The organism is Methylorubrum sp. B1-46 (assembly GCF_021117295.1).
In the GTDB taxonomy this organism is placed as follows: Bacteria; Pseudomonadota; Alphaproteobacteria; order Rhizobiales; family Beijerinckiaceae; genus Methylobacterium.
The window spans coordinates 4,951,613-4,967,993 of sequence record NZ_CP088247.1 but is presented as its reverse complement, the minus strand read 5'-3'; the positions used below and the strand labels follow the sequence as shown (position 1 = coordinate 4,967,993).

General features: G+C 69.0%; 14 protein-coding genes and 1 tRNA gene. 10 read left to right on the top strand and 5 right to left on the bottom strand.

From position 1 onward, the window contains the following. The first annotated feature begins 167 nt into the window (after nucleotides 1–167). From LPC10_RS23030 to LPC10_RS23020, 3 genes are all read left to right on the top strand, one after another. Nucleotides 168–1,838 carry a methyl-accepting chemotaxis protein gene (locus tag LPC10_RS23030; RefSeq protein ID WP_231344566.1) on the top strand — a complete coding sequence of 557 codons (1,671 nt, stop codon included), beginning with the start codon at nucleotides 168–170 and terminating at the stop codon, nucleotides 1,836–1,838. 130 nt (nucleotides 1,839–1,968) lie between these two features. After that, complete coding sequence (locus LPC10_RS23025) at nucleotides 1,969–2,355, top strand: hypothetical protein (protein ID WP_231344565.1); 387 nt, start codon at nucleotides 1,969–1,971, stop codon at nucleotides 2,353–2,355. A gap of 165 nt (nucleotides 2,356–2,520) precedes the next feature. After that, nucleotides 2,521–3,666, top strand: a complete 1,146-nt coding sequence (locus LPC10_RS23020) for a sensor histidine kinase (RefSeq protein ID WP_231344564.1) — start codon at nucleotides 2,521–2,523, stop codon at nucleotides 3,664–3,666. Between the two features lie 41 nt (nucleotides 3,667–3,707). Here LPC10_RS23020 and LPC10_RS23015 read toward each other — a convergent pair whose 3' ends face one another. Further along, complete coding sequence (locus tag LPC10_RS23015; RefSeq protein WP_231344563.1) at nucleotides 3,708–3,977, bottom strand: hypothetical protein; 270 nt, start codon at nucleotides 3,975–3,977, stop codon at nucleotides 3,708–3,710. 244 nt (nucleotides 3,978–4,221) lie between these two features. On the opposite strand from LPC10_RS23015, the gene LPC10_RS23010 reads away from it, so the two are divergent. After that, nucleotides 4,222–6,012, top strand: coding sequence for a PQQ-binding-like beta-propeller repeat protein (locus tag LPC10_RS23010; protein ID WP_231347129.1), 1,791 nt, complete (start codon nucleotides 4,222–4,224; stop codon nucleotides 6,010–6,012). Nucleotides 6,013–6,033: 21 nt separating this feature from the next. Here LPC10_RS23010 and LPC10_RS23005 read toward each other — a convergent pair whose 3' ends face one another. Together LPC10_RS23005 and LPC10_RS23000 are read right to left on the bottom strand one after the other, a co-directional pair. Beyond that, nucleotides 6,034–6,549 carry a hypothetical protein gene (locus tag LPC10_RS23005; RefSeq protein WP_231344562.1) on the bottom strand — a complete coding sequence of 172 codons (516 nt, stop codon included), beginning with the start codon at nucleotides 6,547–6,549 and terminating at the stop codon, nucleotides 6,034–6,036. Between the two features lie 126 nt (nucleotides 6,550–6,675). Beyond that, nucleotides 6,676–7,089: a hypothetical protein gene (locus tag LPC10_RS23000; protein ID WP_231344561.1), complete on the bottom strand. Its 414-nt coding sequence runs from the start codon at nucleotides 7,087–7,089 to the stop codon at nucleotides 6,676–6,678. 305 nt (nucleotides 7,090–7,394) lie between these two features. Here LPC10_RS23000 and LPC10_RS22995 point away from each other — a divergent pair, with 305 nt between their 5' ends. Together LPC10_RS22995 and LPC10_RS22990 are read left to right on the top strand one after the other, a co-directional pair. Further along, nucleotides 7,395–8,495 (top strand): efflux RND transporter periplasmic adaptor subunit, encoded by a 1,101-nt coding sequence (locus LPC10_RS22995; RefSeq protein WP_231344560.1) that lies wholly within the window; start codon nucleotides 7,395–7,397, stop codon nucleotides 8,493–8,495. A gap of 2 nt (nucleotides 8,496–8,497) precedes the next feature. Continuing rightward, nucleotides 8,498–11,677, top strand: coding sequence for an efflux RND transporter permease subunit (locus LPC10_RS22990; RefSeq protein WP_231344559.1), 3,180 nt, complete (start codon nucleotides 8,498–8,500; stop codon nucleotides 11,675–11,677). 115 nt (nucleotides 11,678–11,792) lie between these two features. Here the strand turns inward: LPC10_RS22990 and LPC10_RS22985 are convergent, their stop codons facing one another. Further along, nucleotides 11,793–12,044, bottom strand: a complete 252-nt coding sequence (locus LPC10_RS22985) for a hypothetical protein (protein WP_231344558.1) — start codon at nucleotides 12,042–12,044, stop codon at nucleotides 11,793–11,795. A gap of 97 nt (nucleotides 12,045–12,141) precedes the next feature. On the opposite strand from LPC10_RS22985, the gene LPC10_RS22980 reads away from it, so the two are divergent. Continuing rightward, entirely contained in the window at nucleotides 12,142–13,095 is a 954-nt protein-coding gene (locus LPC10_RS22980; protein WP_231344557.1) for a LysR family transcriptional regulator, read from the top strand. Nucleotides 13,096–13,250: 155 nt separating this feature from the next. Here the strand turns inward: LPC10_RS22980 and LPC10_RS22975 are convergent. Next, nucleotides 13,251–13,327 (bottom strand) — tRNA-Pro (locus LPC10_RS22975). A 316-nt stretch (nucleotides 13,328–13,643) separates the two neighbouring features. Here LPC10_RS22975 and LPC10_RS22970 point away from each other — a divergent pair. From LPC10_RS22970 to LPC10_RS22960, 3 genes are all read left to right on the top strand, one after another. Beyond that, a complete protein-coding gene (locus tag LPC10_RS22970; protein ID WP_231344556.1) occupies nucleotides 13,644–14,375 on the top strand; it encodes a LuxR family transcriptional regulator in 732 nt (243 codons plus the stop codon). Between the two features lie 643 nt (nucleotides 14,376–15,018). Beyond that, nucleotides 15,019–15,654: an acyl-homoserine-lactone synthase gene (locus tag LPC10_RS22965; RefSeq protein ID WP_231344555.1), complete on the top strand. Its 636-nt coding sequence runs from the start codon at nucleotides 15,019–15,021 to the stop codon at nucleotides 15,652–15,654. A gap of 113 nt (nucleotides 15,655–15,767) precedes the next feature. Continuing rightward, on the top strand, nucleotides 15,768–16,373 hold the full coding sequence (locus LPC10_RS22960; RefSeq protein WP_231344554.1) for a hypothetical protein: 606 nt from the start codon (nucleotides 15,768–15,770) through the stop codon (nucleotides 16,371–16,373). Nucleotides 16,374–16,381 lie beyond the last annotated feature (8 nt).

Here is a 16,381-nt window from a genome sequence, read left to right as displayed (position 1 = left end):
CAAACGGCGAAACTCCTCGCAACGCCCGCTTCCGGGCTCGCTTCCGAGCTTGAGATTGTATCGGCTGTCGGCATTTTACTCCGGCTTGAACCAACATATTTTACTTATCTTGCATCTTTCGGCGCCAGGATCGGTCTCAAAGCGAGAAACGCCCTGGGGTGCCCTGCATGTTGCCCGTGACGATCAAGAGCCGCCTGATTCTCATGTTGTCGTTCATGGGATTGCTGCTCCTGATCTCGACAGGTGTCGGCAGTTTTGGGCTCTACTGGAGCAACGCGAGCCTCAGGACGAATTTCGAGGATCGGCTGATCCCGCTGAGCCAGTTTCTGGCTATGCGCGACAGCTACGACCACATCATCGAGACGTCGCGCGGTGCTGCCGAGGGGCAGAGCGTTCCGAAGGTGGCCGCGGCTGCGATCGAGCGGAGCGCGCGCGAACTCGGCAAGGCCTGGTCCGATTACGTGTCGACCCACCTCACCGACGAGGAGACGAAGCTCGTGGCGGTGATGCAGGGGCAGATGACCCGGAACGGGGCGATGGTCGCCGATCTCGTCGCACAGTTGACCCAGGGCGATCTCGACGCACACGCCGCCGCGCACGAGACCCTGCTGCTGCGGATGCCGCAATTCCATCAGACCATGTCGAAGCTCACCGCCCTGCAGCTCCGCGAGAGCCAGGCCGAGTTCGCCCGCTCGCAGGTCACAGCCGGCTGGTCGGGCGGGGCGATTCTGGCCTGTCTGCTGCTGGCCTGCGGCGGCCTCGCCTTCGGCGTCGTGACCGTGGTCGGCGGCGTCGCCCGGCCGATCAACACCATCACCGGCACCATGAGCCGGCTCGCGGCGAGAGATCTCACGGTCCCGGTCGAGGGTGCGGCCCGGCGTGACGAGATCGGAGCGATGGCCCGTGCGGTTCAGGTGTTCAAGGACGCGATGATTGCCCGCCGCGACGCGGACCTGCGCGGAGCCCACGACGCGGAAGCGAAGATGCGCCGGTCCCGGACCCTCGATCAGGCCATGCAGAGCTTCGAGGTCGAAGTCTCCGGTCTTTCCCTCGCCCTGGCCTCCGCCGCCGGCGAGATGGAGGCGACGGCGCAGGAGATGGCGCGCTCGGCCTCTACCACCACCGAGCAATCGGCGAGCGTCGCGGGCGCCGCCGAGCAGATGTCGGCCAACGTGCAGACGGTCGCCTCCGCCAGCGAGGAGATGGCCTCGTCGATCGGCGAGATCGCGGCACAGGTCGCCCGCTCCTCCGGCATGTCCGACCGGGCGGCCGCCGATGCCGCACGCACCGATGCGATCATCCGCAACCTGTCCGAAGGTGCGGAGAAGATCGGCGCCGTCGTCGGCATGATCTCGAGCATCGCCGGCCAGACCAACCTGCTGGCGCTGAACGCCACGATCGAGGCGGCGCGGGCCGGCGAGTCGGGACGGGGCTTTGCCGTGGTCGCGGGCGAGGTCAAGGACTTGGCCGCGCAGACGAGCCAGGCCACCCGGACGATCGCCGCGCAGATCGGCGACATCCAGAGCGAGACGCGGCAGGCGGTGGATGCCATCCAGGCGATCGGCCGAACCATCGTCGAGCTGCAGGCCATCGCCGGCGGCGTGGCCGCGGCGATGGAGCAGCAGGGCGCCGCCACACAGGAGATCGTGCGCAACGTGGCCCAGGCGGCGCAGGGCACCCACTCCGTGACCGGCAACATCGCGGCCGTGCGGGACGTGGCGGGTCAGACCGGCGCCGCCTCGGCTCGGGTTCTCGCTTCGGCCTCGGAACTCACCCGCCGCTCCGCACAACTCGGCACCGCCGTGAGCGGCTTCCTCTCGACGATCAAGGCCGCCTGATCGGCCGTTCCCGACACGACGACGCCGCCATGCTCCCATCGCAGGGGCGGTCTCATCGGTTCATCTGGCAACCCGGACGCGTCCTCGCGGCTTTCTCCGTCGCTATTCGCCACGAAGAGGATGCCCCTCCATGATGCAGGCCGCACGCGCCGCCTTCTGCCTACCGCTTCTCGCAACACTGCTGGCCGGACCGGCCCTCGCCTCGCCCTGCTCCGACCGGATCGCCGCCCTGGACGGACGGGCGAAGGCCGAGGCCTCGGAGTCGATCGCCGCCTCGACCGGCAGCAAGACCGTCGCCGCCCATCGCGAGGGCGAGGGACAGACCGGCACCGGCGGGCAGACCGACCGACGCGAGGCACCTCCCGAAAAATCGGCGGAAGCCGGCAAGGGCGGGGACCAAGCCCAGCAGGCTCGGGTCGCCCTGGAGGAAGCCCGCACCGCCGACGGCAAGGGCGACGCCAAGGGCTGCGAGGCAGCCGTCACCCGCGCGGAAAAGCTCCTCGACGCCAAGCCCTGAGACAGGCCAGGCAGGGAAGGGCGCGGTTCGGCCGGCCCTTTCCATTTGAACTTCACAATCCATCTCTCATCGCAACCGCATCTCTCCCACATTGCCGACACGGTCGTCTGCAATCGCGCAGTGCGTGCGCGAAGACCCGCATCCAGGGAACCCTGAGACGACCCCATGACCGAGATTTCGCCGGAGGCCCTGGACCTTCGGCTGCGCCAGCAGGCAATCCTGTCCGACTTCGGCGTGGAGGCGCTGCGCGCCACCGAACTCCTTCCGCTCCTGCAGCGGGCGACCGAACTTTGTGCGGAGGGGATGCAAGCCCAGTTCTGCAAGGCGCTCGAATACCAGCCGGCCCAGGATGTGCTCCTCGTCTGCGCCGGCGTCGGCTGGGAGCCGGACTGTGTCGGCCGCGCGGTGATCGGCGCCGACCTCGCCTCACCTGCCGGCTACGCCCTGAAGACCGGACGGCCCGTCATCTCCAATCATCTGGAGAACGAAACCCGCTTCCGAACACCGGAACTGATGGCAAGCCACGGCATCCGCCGGGCGGTGAACGTCCTCATCACCAATCGGGATGGCCATTACGGCGTGCTGGAGGTGGACGACACCCGCGAGGGCGTGTTCGGCCCGGCCGACATCGCCTTCATGCAGGGCTTCGCCAACCTGCTCGGCAGCGCGATCGAGCGTCAGCGTTCGGAAGCGCAGCTCAAGGTCGCGCTGGAGCGACAGGACCTCCTGAGCCGCGAGATGAGCCACCGGGTCAAGAACAGCCTCGCCGTGGTGGCCGGCCTGCTTGCGCTCCAAGCGCGCGGCACCGAGAACGAAAGCGTGAAGAGCGCTCTGGCCGATGCACGCGCCCGCGTCGAGGCAGTGGCCCAGGTTCACGACCAGCTCTGGCGCCAGCCCGATCTCACCCGGATCGATGTGGCCGGCTTCCTCGAAGCTTTATGCGAGAAGCTGACGGAAAGTGCGGGCGCCCACGCGCTGCGCTGTCGGGCCGCGGCGGTGACGATGCCGGCCGATCTCGCGATCCCGCTCGGGTTGTTCGTGAACGAACTCGTGACCAACGCGATCAAGTACGCCTATCCCGAAGGTCAGGGCGAGATCCGCGTCGAGGCGGTGATGCGGGAGGATGGCGGGTTGACCGTCTCGGTCTGCGACGACGGCGTCGGCCTGCCGCCGGGCTTCGACCCGCTGAAGGCGAGAGCGAGCCTTGGTATGCGCGTGATCGGCAATCTCGCTCGCCAGCTCGACGGGACATTGACGTTGAAACCCGGCAAGGGCGCCCAGTTCGAGCTGCGGATGGCCGCGCGCGTGTGAGCCGGGTCCGGCACGAGGCCGGCCCGGCCTGTCATCGAGGCTCAGTTGCCCCCGGCGCCGCTGCTCCCGCCGCCGCCGCTGCCCTGCGGCACCGCGCGCGAGGGCTGGTTGGCATTGCCGCCCACCGCCGGATCGGTCTGCACCGTGTCGGCTCCGGTGCTACCGCGGGGAATCGTGACGTTCGTGTCGGCTCCGGTGTTGTTCTGGCCGCCGACCACGGGCGCACCGGGCCGCGGCGCCGTCGGCGCGGCGGTCTGGGCGAAAGCAGGTCCGGCGAAGGCCAGTGTCGCGGCCAAAATCAGAGTTCGCATCAAGTCCTCACGTCTCAATTCAGGTGACCGCTGCTGGGATGTCCGGTGCGGACACCGGCGGCCTCTGTGTGCCTAACAACCGCGCAGACGGACGATGGCTCCAAGAAAGTCGGGGATGCGAGGAAGCAACACCTGAAATGTCATGGTCGTTCGACAGGATCGCCGGTCCACCGTAACCAGGAAGCAAAGGACGGGAGGATTGAACGTGAGACGCCACACGACGCCGCTTGTCGGGCCTTCGAAGATGCGCCCTGTCCGCAGCGCCGCCGCATGGCTGCTCCTTTTACCGGCTCTGCTGCCGATCGCCGGCGCCGTTGCGCAAGAAACCGGCCGGCCCTCCGGCGACTGGCCGGCCTTCGGGCGCGACGCCTCCAACACCCACCATTCGCCGCTGGCGCAGATCGACCGCGGCAATGTCGCCCGCCTGCGTCCCGCCTGGATCTTCCAGACCGGAGTGACCGGCTATTTCCAGGCCGAGCCGGTGGTGGTGGAGGGCGTGATGTACGTCTCGACCACGGGAAACCATGTGGCGGCGCTGGAGGCGAAGTCCGGAAAGGTGCTGTGGACCTACACCCACAAGGCACGCACGGAGAAGATCTTCGGGCCGCCCTCGAACAGAGGAGTCGCCGTGTCCGGCGGCCTGGTTTTGGAGGCGACCATGGACGGGCGCGTCATCGCCCTCGAGGCGAAGACCGGTCGACTGGTCTGGGACCGCGAGGCGGTACGCCCGGAGGAGGGCGAGACCGAGACCGCCTCGGCCCTGGCCGCGACCTTGGGCGATAAGCCGGTCCAGGGATCGAGCCGGTTGGGCTTCAAGATGCCGCCGCTGGTGGCCGAAGGTCTCGTCATCGCCGGGGTGACGGGCGCCGGCTACGGCCTCCATGTCGAGGACGAGCGGGGCGGCCTCGACGGCGGCGCCGTGGTCGGGATCGAGGGCGGCTACGGCCGGCGCGGCTGGCTCGCCGCTTACGACGCGAAGACCGGCGAGGAGCGCTGGCGCTGGTACGTCACCAAGGCCGACGGCTGGGAGGGCGCCTTCGCGGAAAAGACCCCGGACGGCATCCCGCTCAACCGCGACATCGCCGCGGAAAAGGCTGCAGCCTCCCGGCACGCAGAGGCCTGGAAGGTCGGCGGCGGCTCGCTCTGGATGACGCCGGCCTATGACGCCGGTCTCGGGCTGATCTATCTCGGCACCGGCAACCCGGCGCCGCAGAATTTCGGTCTGACCCGGCCCGGCGACAACCTCTACACCATGAGCCTCGTGGCGCTCGACGTACGGACCGGGCAGCTCCGCTGGCACTTCCAGCAGGTGCCCCACGAGGAATGGGGCTACGACGTGGCGAGCCCGCCCTTCCTGCTCGACTATCCCACCGCGAAAGGGCCGGTGAAGGCGGTGGCGCAGGCGAGTAAGCTCGGCTGGATCTACGTCCACGACCGCGCGGACGGACGGCTCCTCGGCAAGTCCGCCCCTCTCATCACGCACAAGAACCTGTTCGTGCCGCCGAGCCCGGAAGGCACGGTGGTCAGCCCCGGCCCTCTCGGGGCGGTCTCCTGGCATCCGGTGGCCTACGACGCGGGAAGCGGGCTGGCCTTCGCTCAGGTGCGGCACGGGGCGGCGACCTACACGGTGAAGACGGCGCCAGCGGCCGGCGGTCGCGGCGAGATCCGCTACACCGAGACCGGCGAGGCGAAGGGCGAACCGGCCTTCTCGACGTTGACGGCGGTCGACCTCGCCCGCGGCGGCGCCGTGGCGTGGTCGCGCACGGCCGCAAGCCGGCTCTCCGGCGGCACGCTCGCCACCGCGGGCGGCCTCGTCTTCTCGGGCGAGGAGGACGGGCATCTCGATGCCCACGACGCCAAGACCGGCGAGATCCTCTGGCGCTTCCAGTGCGGGGCGGGAATCGGCGGGCCGCCGATCACCTATACGGTCGAAGGCCGCCAATACGTGGCGGTCGCTGCGGGCGGCGCCTCCTTCACCAAGGCGTCCGGCTTCGGCACCGGCGACGCCCTCGTCGTCTTCGCGCTTCCCGATTGATCCGGGCCGGGGGCGTCCGCCTCACTCGGCCACGTCGGCGTCCTCGTCGCGGTCGGCCGATTCCTGCGGAGCGGCCTCGTCCTCCGGCGCCTCGTCGGCGGAGACGGGCGTTCCGGCCGAGTAGAAGTCGCCTCGGCGCACGGCCTCGCCGCTATTGGCCATGACGCTGAGATAGGTGTTGAGGGTGTTGGGTGCGACGTCGGGCAGGCGCCGCGCGATCTCGGCATGCGACAGGCCCTGCGGCCCGGCGCCTTCCAGAAGCGCCTTCAGCCGCCCCTTGGCCGAGTTGGCGCGCGGTCCACGGCTGCCGCGCCCGCCACGTCCCGACCGTACCTCGGCGGAAAACGTCGAGGCGACCGCGCCCACACCGCCCAAGGCATCCCCGAGGGGCGCGCCTTCCACGATCGCCGCGAGCGACTTCTCCGCCACGCGGAGCTTGGTCAATTCAGCGGAGACGCGCTCGTACTCGGCCTGAAGATGGGCCATCCGCTGCCGGACATCGGCCAGAGCCTTGGCCAGTGTATCGCCTTCGGACATGATCGAGTTAAACCCTCACGGGACGCAGTAAGGCCTACAGCCATAGCCGGAGGTCGCCGTCAACCGAGGGGCCGTGGGCGTCCGTAACTGCGGCGTCTCGGCCTGCGGGCACGGCCTCGACCAACCTCAGCCCTGGGCGGCGCGGCCCGGCGGCGGCAGAAGCTTGCCCGATTGATAATCCAGCGGATGCGGCTTCGGCGGCGGCGCGTTCGGATCCTTCTGCCAGCCGCACCGCCCCTCGGCGAGACCGCACTCGACGAAATGCACCAGCGGATTACAGCCGCTCTCACGCACGTCCGGGTTGGCCCGCAGGTAGCCCTCGGTGCTGAAGCCGGCGCTCGGGTCGCGCCCTTCCCGCCAGCCGTAATGGATGTAGTGGACCAGCGGCCCCTGCGGGAACACGCGCACGTCCGGATACCAGTAGAGATAGTCGATCGGATCGAAGCCCGGCAACGGCGTGCGGACGATCGAGGCCGGCGGCCGCCGTGTCGTCAGGGCCGCCAGTTTCGCCTTCTTCAAGAACTTCTTCACGACGCGCAAAGCTCAAAAACTCGCTCGGACAAGGCCGCTTTTCATCTGCGGATTGCCCGCCCCTGTCCAGGGTCGGGAATCGACATTCCCGGGCGATCGGACGCGAGCCGGTGATAGTGCGAAGGATCGGTTGAAGGCGTGCCGACCTCTCCGCCCGTGCCTGCCGGCCGCTCCCGGTCTATGTCGCCATGGCCGGCGGACCCCGCTCTTCGCCGCTTGTGGGCATCGCCACCAATTCGGGTAGACCTCGCAAACAAAACCGGGCAAAAGTGGCAAATCGCGCCGGAGAACGCGAGGGCTGAGGAGACGGTGTGATGCGGCGGGTCGTCCTGCCCGTGGGGCTGGCGCTCGGCGTGGGTGCGCTCGGCGCACTCGTGCTGACGGAAGCCGGATCCGGCCTGCGCGTCAGCGCGGGGCCGATCTTCTCGGATCTGCAGGCGCGGTTGTCCAGCGCGGTCGCACCCGCAGCGTACTCGCCCGCGCCGACCCTTGCAGCGGTTCGGGTCTCCGTCGAGGGCGGCCGCGCCGTCGTGCGGCTGAGCGACGAGGAGCAGAACCGGATCGGTGTCGAGACGGCGCGGCAGAAGCGGATGGCTCACCGCATCGAGGTGCAAGCCTTCGGCTCGGTCCTCGACCTCGCGCGCGTCACCGAACTCACCAACAGCTACGCCAGCGCCAAGGCGCAGTTGCAGACAGCGGAGGCCAAGGCGGAGGTCTCGCGGGCGGCCTATGCGCGGGCGCGCAATCTCGGGCCCTACGCGACCAAGGTCCAGCTCGAGACCACCGAGGGCAGCTTCCGCACCGACGAGGCGGCGCTCGCCGCGGCGCAGTCCCAGGTCCGGACGCTGGCGGCCACCGCGCAGCAGGAATGGGGCACGGTGATCGGGCGCGCCATCATCGAGCGCGCGCCCGCCATCACCCGGCTGATCGAGCGGACCGACTTCCTCGTGCAGGTGACCCTGCCGCCCGGCGAGACGCTGAAGGCGCCGCCGGCCATCGCCCATGCCGAGGTGCCGCCGCAGAGCGAGCGCGTGGCACTCCGCTACGTCTCGCCCGCGACCCGCACCGACCAGCGCATCCAGGGCGTCAGCTACTTCTACACCGTGGCCGGCGACAGCGGACTCCTGCCCGGCATGAGCACGCTGGCCTTCCTGACCTCGGAGCGCGAGACGAGCGGCATCGCCGTGCCCGAGAGCGCGGTGGTGCACTGGCAGGGCAGCGCCTGGATCTACCGCAGCGTCGGCGACGACGCGTTTGCCCGCCATCCGCTCAAGCCGGACGCGCCGATCTCGGCCGACGCCTACGTCGTGGACGATCTCGGGCCGGAGGCGGAGATCGTCGTGACCGGTCCGCAGGCCGTCCTCTCCGAGGAGCTGCGAGGGCAGATCCAGGCCTCCGACGCGGACGACGATTGAGCATGCTCGACCATCCGCCCGCACGCCGGCCGGTGCGAGACGAGGCGCCGCCGCCCCCTCCGGCTCCGGCACCGGCCGGCCTTCAATCCGCCCTGGTCGCCTTCGCCGTGCGCCGGCCCGGCATCGTCCTTGCGCTGGTCCTGGCCTTCGCCGTCTACGGCGTCGTTGCGCTCGGGTCGGCCAAGTACGACGTCTTTCCGGAATTCGCGCCCCCCACGGTAACGGTGCAGACCGAGGCGCCCGGCCTCAACCCCGAACAGGTCGAGGTTCTGGTGACGCAAGCGCTGGAGGTCGCGATCAGCGGCCTGCCGGGGCTGGCGACGATGCGCTCGAACTCGATCCAGGGCCTCTCGGTCATCACCGCCACCTTCGCCTCGGGCAGCGACATCTACCGCGCGCGCCAGCTCGTGAACGAGCGGCTGGCCGCGGTGACGGCGCGGCTGCCGCAGGGCGTCCTGCCCCCCACCATGACGGCGCTGACCTCATCGACGAGTTCGGTTCTCCTTATCGGCCTGACCTCTTCGACGCAGTCGCTGATGGACCTGCGCACGGTGGCCGATTGGCGCCTGCGCCTGCGCCTGCTCGCCGCCCCCGGCGTCGGCGAGGTGCTGGTCTATGGCGGCGACCTCCGCTCGATCCGTATCCAGGTCCGGCCGCAGGATCTGGTCCGCTTCCGGATCGGCCTGAACGACGTGCTTTCCGCCGGCCGCAAGGCGACGGGCGTGCGCGGGGCGGGCTTCGTCGATACGGTCAACCAGCGCATCACCCTGCAGACCGAGGGGCAGTCGCTGACCCCCGAGGCGGTGGCGCGCACGGTGCTCATCAACGAGGGCGGGGCGAGCGTGGTGCTCGGCGATGTCGCCGATGTCGTGGCCGGGCCGGAGCCGGCGATCAGCGCGGCCCTGGTCGACGGGAAACCCGGCGTGCTGCTGATGGTCGGCGCGCAGTACGGCGCCAACACCCTCGATGTGACGGCCGGCGTCGAGGCGGCGCTGGCCGAGATGCGCCCCGGCCTGGAGCGCGACGGCATCTCCTTACGCACCGACCTGTTCCGCCCGGCCAACTTCGTGACGCAGGCCACGAACAACGTGGTCCAGGCGCTCGCGCTCGGCGGCATCCTCGTCGTCGTCGTGCTGTTCGTCTTCCTCGCCGACTGGCGCACGGCGCTCATCAGCGCCACCGCGATCCCGCTCTCGCTGATCGGTGCGGTGCTGACCCTTGGCGCCTTCGGCCAGAGCCTCAACACCATGACGCTCGGCGGGCTCGCCATCGCCATCGGCGAGGTGGTGGACGATGCGGTGATCGGCGTCGAGAACGTGATGCGCCGCCTGCGCGAGAACCGCCGCGCCGCCGTGCCCGCATCCGGCGCGCGGGTGGTGCTCGACGCGATCCTGGAGGTGCGCGTCTCGGTCGCCTATGCCACCGTCGCGGTGCTGCTCGTCTTCCTGCCGGTGCTGGCGCTGACCGGCGTGCCCGGCCGTCTGTTCGCGCCCCTGGCGCTGGCCTACATCCTCGCCGTGCTGACCTCGCTCGCCGTGGCGCTGACGGTGACGCCCGCGCTGGCCCGGCTGCTGCTCTCCGGGCGCACCGACCTCCCCGCCCGCGAGCCGCCGGTGAGCCGCTGGGTGCGGAGCCGCTACGTCCGCGGGCTCGCCCGGCTCAACCGTCACCCGCGCCTCGTCATGGCCGGCAGTCTCGCGCTGACGCTGGCAGCGGCCCTGCCGGTTCCGTTCTTCGGCGGCGTGTTCCTGCCCGACCTCAAGGAGGGGCACCTCATCCTGCACATGGCCTCGGCGCCCGGCACCTCGCTGCAGGAGACGCTCCGGCTCGGCGAGCGCATCGCGGCGGGGCTGAAGGCGGTGCCCGGCGTACGCGCGGTGGCCCAGCAGGTCGGACGCGCCGAGGCCGGCTACGATCTCGGCGGCACGCATGACAGCGAGATCCATATCGATCTCGAACCCGGCCTCGACGGTGCGGGGCAGGAGCGGGCGGAGGCCGGCATCCGCGCACTGATGGCGGCGACGCCCGGCGCGAGCTTCTCGCTCAAGACCTTCCTGACCGAGCGCATCGAGGAAGTCGTCTCGGGCTTCACCGCGCCGGTCGTAATCAGCGTCACCGGCTCGAATCTCGACCGGATCGAGGCCACCGCCCGCGATGTCGCGCGCGAACTCGCCGAGGTGCGCGGCGCGGCCGACGTCCAGCTCAAGTCGCCGCCGGGCCTGCCGCAGGTCAATGTGAGCCTGCGCCCGACCGATCTGCGCCACTGGGGCCTCGACGCGATCGAGGTGCTGGAGATCGTGCGCACCGCCTATCAAGGCGACATCGTCGGCCAGGCCTACGAGGGCAACGCCGTGTTCAACGTCGTCGTCGTGCTCGAACCGGCTGCGCGCACGCGCCTCACGACGCTCGGCAACCTGCCTCTCCGCACGCCGAGCGGCAGCTACATCCGCCTCGCCCAGGTGGCGGACATCTACGAGACCGCCGGCCGCTACGCCGTCGGCCATATCGGGGCGCAGCGGGTGCGCGTGGTGACCGCGAATGTGGAGGGACGCGACGTCGCCTCCTTCACAGAGGCCGCCAAGCGCAAGATCGCCCGTGAGGTGGCACAGCCCTCGGGCGTCGATATCGGCTTCGGCGGCGCGGCCGAGACGCAGGCGAAGGCGCGGCGCGAACTCGCCCTCTACGCGGGTCTCGCTGGTCTCGGGATCGTGCTGCTGCTCCTCGTCGTCACGGGCTCACTGACCAACCTCGCCCTCGTTCTCGTCAACCTGCCCTTCGCCTTCGTCGGCGGCGTGCTGGCGGTGGCGCTCAGCGGCGCGGTGATCTCGCTGGGGTCGATCGTCGGCTTCGTGACGCTGTTCGGCATCTCGCTGCGCAACACCATCATGATGATCGCGCATTACGAGCACATGGTGCTGCTGGAAAGGCGCCCCTGGAACGAGGCGGCCGCGATCGAGGGAGCGGCCGACCGGCTGGTGCCGATCCTGATGACGTCCCTCGTCACCGGTCTCGGCCTAATGCCGCTGGCGCTCGGTGCGGGCGAGCCCGGCCGCGAGATCGAGGGGCCGATGGCGCTTGTCATCCTCGGCGGCCTCGCCACCTCGACGGTGCTCAACCTTGCCGTGCTGCCGATGCTGGCCCTGCGCTTCGCCCGGTTCAAGCCCGCGGGCGCGACGCTGTGATCGGCGGACTGGATGCGGGCGGTGCCCGTAGGATCGGTGCTCGTCAAACAATGCCTCCGGCGCCGTGTGGCGCCGGAGGGTCATGCGGTCCGTCGGTGCGTCTCACGAGGCCGGCTCAGAAGGCGGCCTGCCGGGTCCTGAGCTGATCGACGGGGGTGGCGATCCACTGAACCGAGCCGGGGAGGGCGAAGCCGCCCTGGCGGTGGACCGAGAGATCGCTGGTCGCGAGGCCCTGGGTCTGCAGGGTCAGCGCGCCGACGGTCTTGACGTTGTGGGCCGTGCCGGTCTCCTCGGCGCGGGCGGAGGCCGTCGCGAGCGCGGTGAAGGCCAGCGCGGCGGCGGTGAGCGAAAGAACAGTCTTGGACATGGTGATCAGCCTCGTTTTACGGCGGCGGGCTCCCCGTCGCTTCGTGAGACTGTATGTGCTGGGTTGCATACCATGAATCAAATGGATCGATTTCATAATGCGCATCGATCACGTGCATCTTTCCCGTCTCGACCTGAACCTGCTCGTCGCCCTCGACGCGCTGCTGACCGAGCGCAGCGTGACCCGCGCGGCCGGCCGCATCGGCATCAGCCAGTCGGCGATGAGCCATGCCCTGGGACGGTTGCGCACCGCCTTCTCGGATGAGCTGCTCACGCGGGCGCCCGACGGCATGCGGCCGACACCGCGGGCCCTGGCGCTGATGGCGCCCGTGCAGGCGGCGCTCGCACAGATCCAAGAGATCACCGCTCCGCCGGATGCCTTCGACCCGGCGACAGCGGACCTCACCTTCACCCTCGGCATCCCGGACTCGACCGAGGTGCTGCTGATGCCGACCCTGATCGCGCATCTGCAGGCGGTGGCGCCGGGGGTGAAGCTTCTGCTGCACACGGTCGATCGGAACCGCATCCTCGACGACCTCGATACCGGACGGGTCGATCTCGGCATCGGCGTGTTCGAGCAGGGCCAGACGCACCACAAGCGCCGGATCCTCAACAAGGAAAACTACCTTTGCATCTTCAACGCCGAGCTCGTCGGGGTGAGCGCGCCGATCTCGCTCGACGACTACGTGCGGCTGCCCCACCTGCTGACCAGCCTCGTCGAGAGCGCCCACGGCGTCGTGGACGACGCGCTGGCCAAGATCGGCCGCAAGCGCGTCATCGCGCTGACCTCACCGCGGTTCTCGGTGATGCCGTTCGTGGTGCGGCAGGCTCCCGTTATCGCCACGATGCATTCGCGGCTCGCCCGCTTCTTCGCCGACAGCATGGGCCTGACCGTGAGCCCGGCGCCGATCGTCCTGCCGGACGTCTCGATCTCGATGATCTGGCACGCCTCGAACGACGCCGTGCCGAGCCAGCGCTGGCTGCGAGAGACGATCGTGAAGCTGCGCCGCACTGATCGCCGACCCGACACCGACAGCCCGCAAACGTCATGATCAAAGGGAAGTCGAAGGCCGGCTCTTGCGCGGTTCCCCGCGGACGGCCGGGCGCGACCGATCACGGCTCCGTGGCTCGAAGCGCGACCAGGAACGAAGCTGGCAAGAAGGCGGCGACCGCGACTTTCGGCAGGATCAAGGCCTGCGCGAAAGAATGGTCGGAGTGGCCGGACTTGAACCGACGACCCCCTGTCCCCCAGACAGGTGCGCTACCGGGCTGCGCTACACTCCGATGCCCTTGCGGGGCTCGCGGCTCATAGCGGTCCGCTTCCGGCAGCGCAACCCCCACCGCACGCCGCGGACGCCCCCGTGCGCCTCGCCGGGCGGATGATGTGCATGAAGACGCCCCTTTCCCCGAAATTTGAGCAGGCGCATTGTTTCACCGCACTGCATCAAGCATGACAGCAGACAAGGCGTTGCAGCGTATTTTCTGTGCCGAGCCACTCGTAAGGACCGCAGAGAGGCAACCTGAGAGAAATTTTCGGTCTCCCTTCTCAAGAGCGGCCGAGCGACTTATCGTGATGGGAGAGCGATAGTTTTGCACGGCCATGTCTAGAAAATCACTCGACCTGACGTTGGAAATCCTGAAGTCGCTCGACCGAGCACATTCGCGTGAGGATATCCTGCGAGCGATCATGCCGCGGCTCAACGCGTTGGGAATCGAATACGTTATCTCGGCGATGATACCGCTGAAGCGTCTGCCGGCGCGGACGCAAAAGAATTACCTCATATTGGAAAATACATCCGACGAGTGGAACCGACTCTACTTCTCGAAAGGCTACATGTATACGGATCCGATCGTGCAGACGACGCTGACCAGCACGACCGGTTTCCGTTGGTCGGAGATTGAGCCGGCCGGCGTGCTCGATCTCCGTTCGCGGCAGGTGATGAACGAGGCGAGCGAGTTCGGCCTCGGAGACGGCTTCACCGTGCCGCTCGCCACGCTCGAGGAGGAGCGCGGCGGACTGACCTTCGCCGGCCGGCAACTCGAGATCAGCCCGGGGCAACGCGGCATGCTGACCCTGCTCGCCTCCTACGTGGTCGGGCAGACGCTGCTCATCGACAACGGCCCCAGCGAGCGCCGGATGGGACTGACCCCGCGCGAGCGCGAGAGCCTGCAATGGGTCGCCGAGGGCAAGACCGATTGGGAGATCGGCGAGTTGATGGGCATCTCCCGGCATGGCGTCGATTTCCATCTGCGCTCCGCCCGGATGAAACTCGGCTGCATCTCGCGCACCCAGGCGGTGGCCGAGGGATTTCGGCGCGGCCTGATCGTCTGATTCTATCTCCGGCTGATTGCTTCAATCTCTCCTCCGTCATCGCGAGACGGAGGGGATTGGGCAGACCCGAACGGATTAGCCGGAAACCGTATGATCGGGCCTGTCCGCATCGCGGACGCGGCCGGACGCCTGTTCTGAGAGCGCGTGCGCTCGCCGAGCCCGCGACGCACATCGCGGAGTCGTGACGCGGCACGATCGAAGCGCCGCACGGGGCAGGGCGCATCAATCCGTCAGGCGACCGTGGGCTTTCGGAAAAGACAATGCAAAATTGAATGTCTGGCGCATCACCCCCGATGCGATACTCGGACCGGTAGGACGGGCCGGAGACATCCTCCGCCCGCACTTGCGGCTGCGTGCATTGCATCAGTCCGGATCGAGGGGCGATCGCCCGCGAGCACCGACCGAGTCGGTCGGCCTGAGCCAAATTTTTCTCTCGACCGACATCTTGTGTATTGTTTTCGACATACAATCCAAGATAGAGACTTCGGCAGCGCAATTCATATACTTCCGGTAGAAGCGCTCACGATCGCCTTCCCCTCCCGTATCGCGGCAGCCTCATCGAACGAAAACCTACGGATTCCCGTAGTGCCGCCACTCGGCTGAATTTGGGACGAACACCTCAGGTTTCTGAAGAGGTGTTCCGATGATCCATGTCGTGACCGCTGAGAACATGCAGGACTATGCCGGTGCTCTGGATCAAGCCTTCCACTTGAGGCACCGGGTCTTCGTCGAGGAGCTGGGCTGGTCCAACCTCGCCCGGCCCGACCGGCGCGAGATCGACGAGTTCGACGACGAGCATGCCGTTCACCTGCTCGCCCTCGACGAGAGCGAGACCGTCATCGGCTATTCGCGCCTGCTGCCGACGACGCGGCCTTATCTGCTTCCGATGGTGCTGCCGCAGCTCTGCGAGGGAACGGCGCCGTCGGGCGCGCACATCGTCGAATGGGGCCGCATCTGCGTCGCCGAGAGTGCGCGGACTTCGGGCCGGCGGCTCAACCCGACGGCGCTGGCCCTGATGACGGCCATCGTCGAATGGGGCCTGCCGCGGGGAATCACCAGCTTCGTCTCCGAGATGCCGACGAGCTGGATCCTGCGCCTGCTTCAACTGCACCTGCGCGCCATCCCCCTCGGCCTGCCGCACCAAATCGAGGGCGAGGAGATCGTCGCGGTCGAGGCGGCCTTCGACCGCCGATCGCTGCGCCAGCTCCAGAACAAGCGCGGCGACATCCGCTCCGTCCTGGCTCCGCCGCGCACCAGCGTCGCCCGCCTCGCCTCCTGACGAACGCAACGGCGGAGGCCCCAGCCTCCGTCGCCCGACCTCGGCGCCGCCGCCCGACCGCAGCGCCGGACGCACACCTTCAGCCTGACGCATCGCGCGCGGGGAGCAGTATCGTGAAACGCAGACGCAGTGACGCCCGACGCGCAACGGCACCGGGGATCGTCGGATCGCTGGCGAAGCCCGAGATCGTCGGAGCCTGGGAATGGAACCCGGCGACCGGATGCTTCCTCCTCGATTCGGGAGCCGCCGAACGGATGGCGGGCGATGCCCGCCTCTCCGGACGCCCCCTGCGCAGCGAGCAGGCTACGGCCGGTCTCGAGGCGTCGGAGGCCGCCCGCTTCCTCGGCGATGTCGGCCGTGCCGCCGAGCAGGAAGACGACGTCGCCATCGACCTGTGGGTCGCGTCCTCGTCCGGGCACGCGCGCCAGGTTCTATGCCGCGGCCGGATCCATCGCGATGCACGGCAACAGCCGGTTCGCGGGGAGGGGACCTTGGTCGAGCTTGCCGACCCCGGCGCCGCGACACGGAGCTTGCGCGAACTGGAACGTGCGGCTGCGGCGGAGGCCATCGACGAGGCGGCCGAACTCCTCATCGCGGCGCGCCGGGCGATCGATGCGAGCGGCAGGCCCCGGCTGCGCCAGCTCGTGGACGTCCTCCTGCTGGAGGTCGCCCGCGAAATCGCGAGCCACAGCGGCACGACCGAGCCGCCGGCGAACTGAAGCACGGC

What these genes read in the sequence shown, in the direction of transcription:
- LPC10_RS23030 (WP_231344566.1), top strand. Translation starts at nt 168, where the DNA reads ATGTTGCCCGTGACGATCAAGAGCCGCCTGATTCTCATGTTGTCGTTC.
- LPC10_RS23025 (WP_231344565.1), top strand. Translation starts at nt 1,969, where the DNA reads ATGATGCAGGCCGCACGCGCCGCCTTCTGCCTACCGCTTCTCGCAACA.
- LPC10_RS23020 (WP_231344564.1), top strand. Translation starts at nt 2,521, where the DNA reads ATGACCGAGATTTCGCCGGAGGCCCTGGACCTTCGGCTGCGCCAGCAG.
- LPC10_RS23015 (WP_231344563.1), bottom strand. Translation starts at nt 3,977, where the DNA reads ATGCGAACTCTGATTTTGGCCGCGACACTGGCCTTCGCCGGACCTGCT.
- LPC10_RS23010 (WP_231347129.1), top strand. Translation starts at nt 4,222, where the DNA reads ATGCGCCCTGTCCGCAGCGCCGCCGCATGGCTGCTCCTTTTACCGGCT.
- LPC10_RS23005 (WP_231344562.1), bottom strand. Translation starts at nt 6,549, where the DNA reads ATGTCCGAAGGCGATACACTGGCCAAGGCTCTGGCCGATGTCCGGCAG.
- LPC10_RS22995 (WP_231344560.1), top strand. Translation starts at nt 7,395, where the DNA reads ATGCGGCGGGTCGTCCTGCCCGTGGGGCTGGCGCTCGGCGTGGGTGCG.
- LPC10_RS22990 (WP_231344559.1), top strand. Translation starts at nt 8,498, where the DNA reads ATGCTCGACCATCCGCCCGCACGCCGGCCGGTGCGAGACGAGGCGCCG.
- LPC10_RS22985 (WP_231344558.1), bottom strand. Translation starts at nt 12,044, where the DNA reads ATGTCCAAGACTGTTCTTTCGCTCACCGCCGCCGCGCTGGCCTTCACC.
- LPC10_RS22980 (WP_231344557.1), top strand. Translation starts at nt 12,142, where the DNA reads ATGCGCATCGATCACGTGCATCTTTCCCGTCTCGACCTGAACCTGCTC.
- LPC10_RS22970 (WP_231344556.1), top strand. Translation starts at nt 13,644, where the DNA reads ATGTCTAGAAAATCACTCGACCTGACGTTGGAAATCCTGAAGTCGCTC.
- LPC10_RS22965 (WP_231344555.1), top strand. Translation starts at nt 15,019, where the DNA reads ATGATCCATGTCGTGACCGCTGAGAACATGCAGGACTATGCCGGTGCT.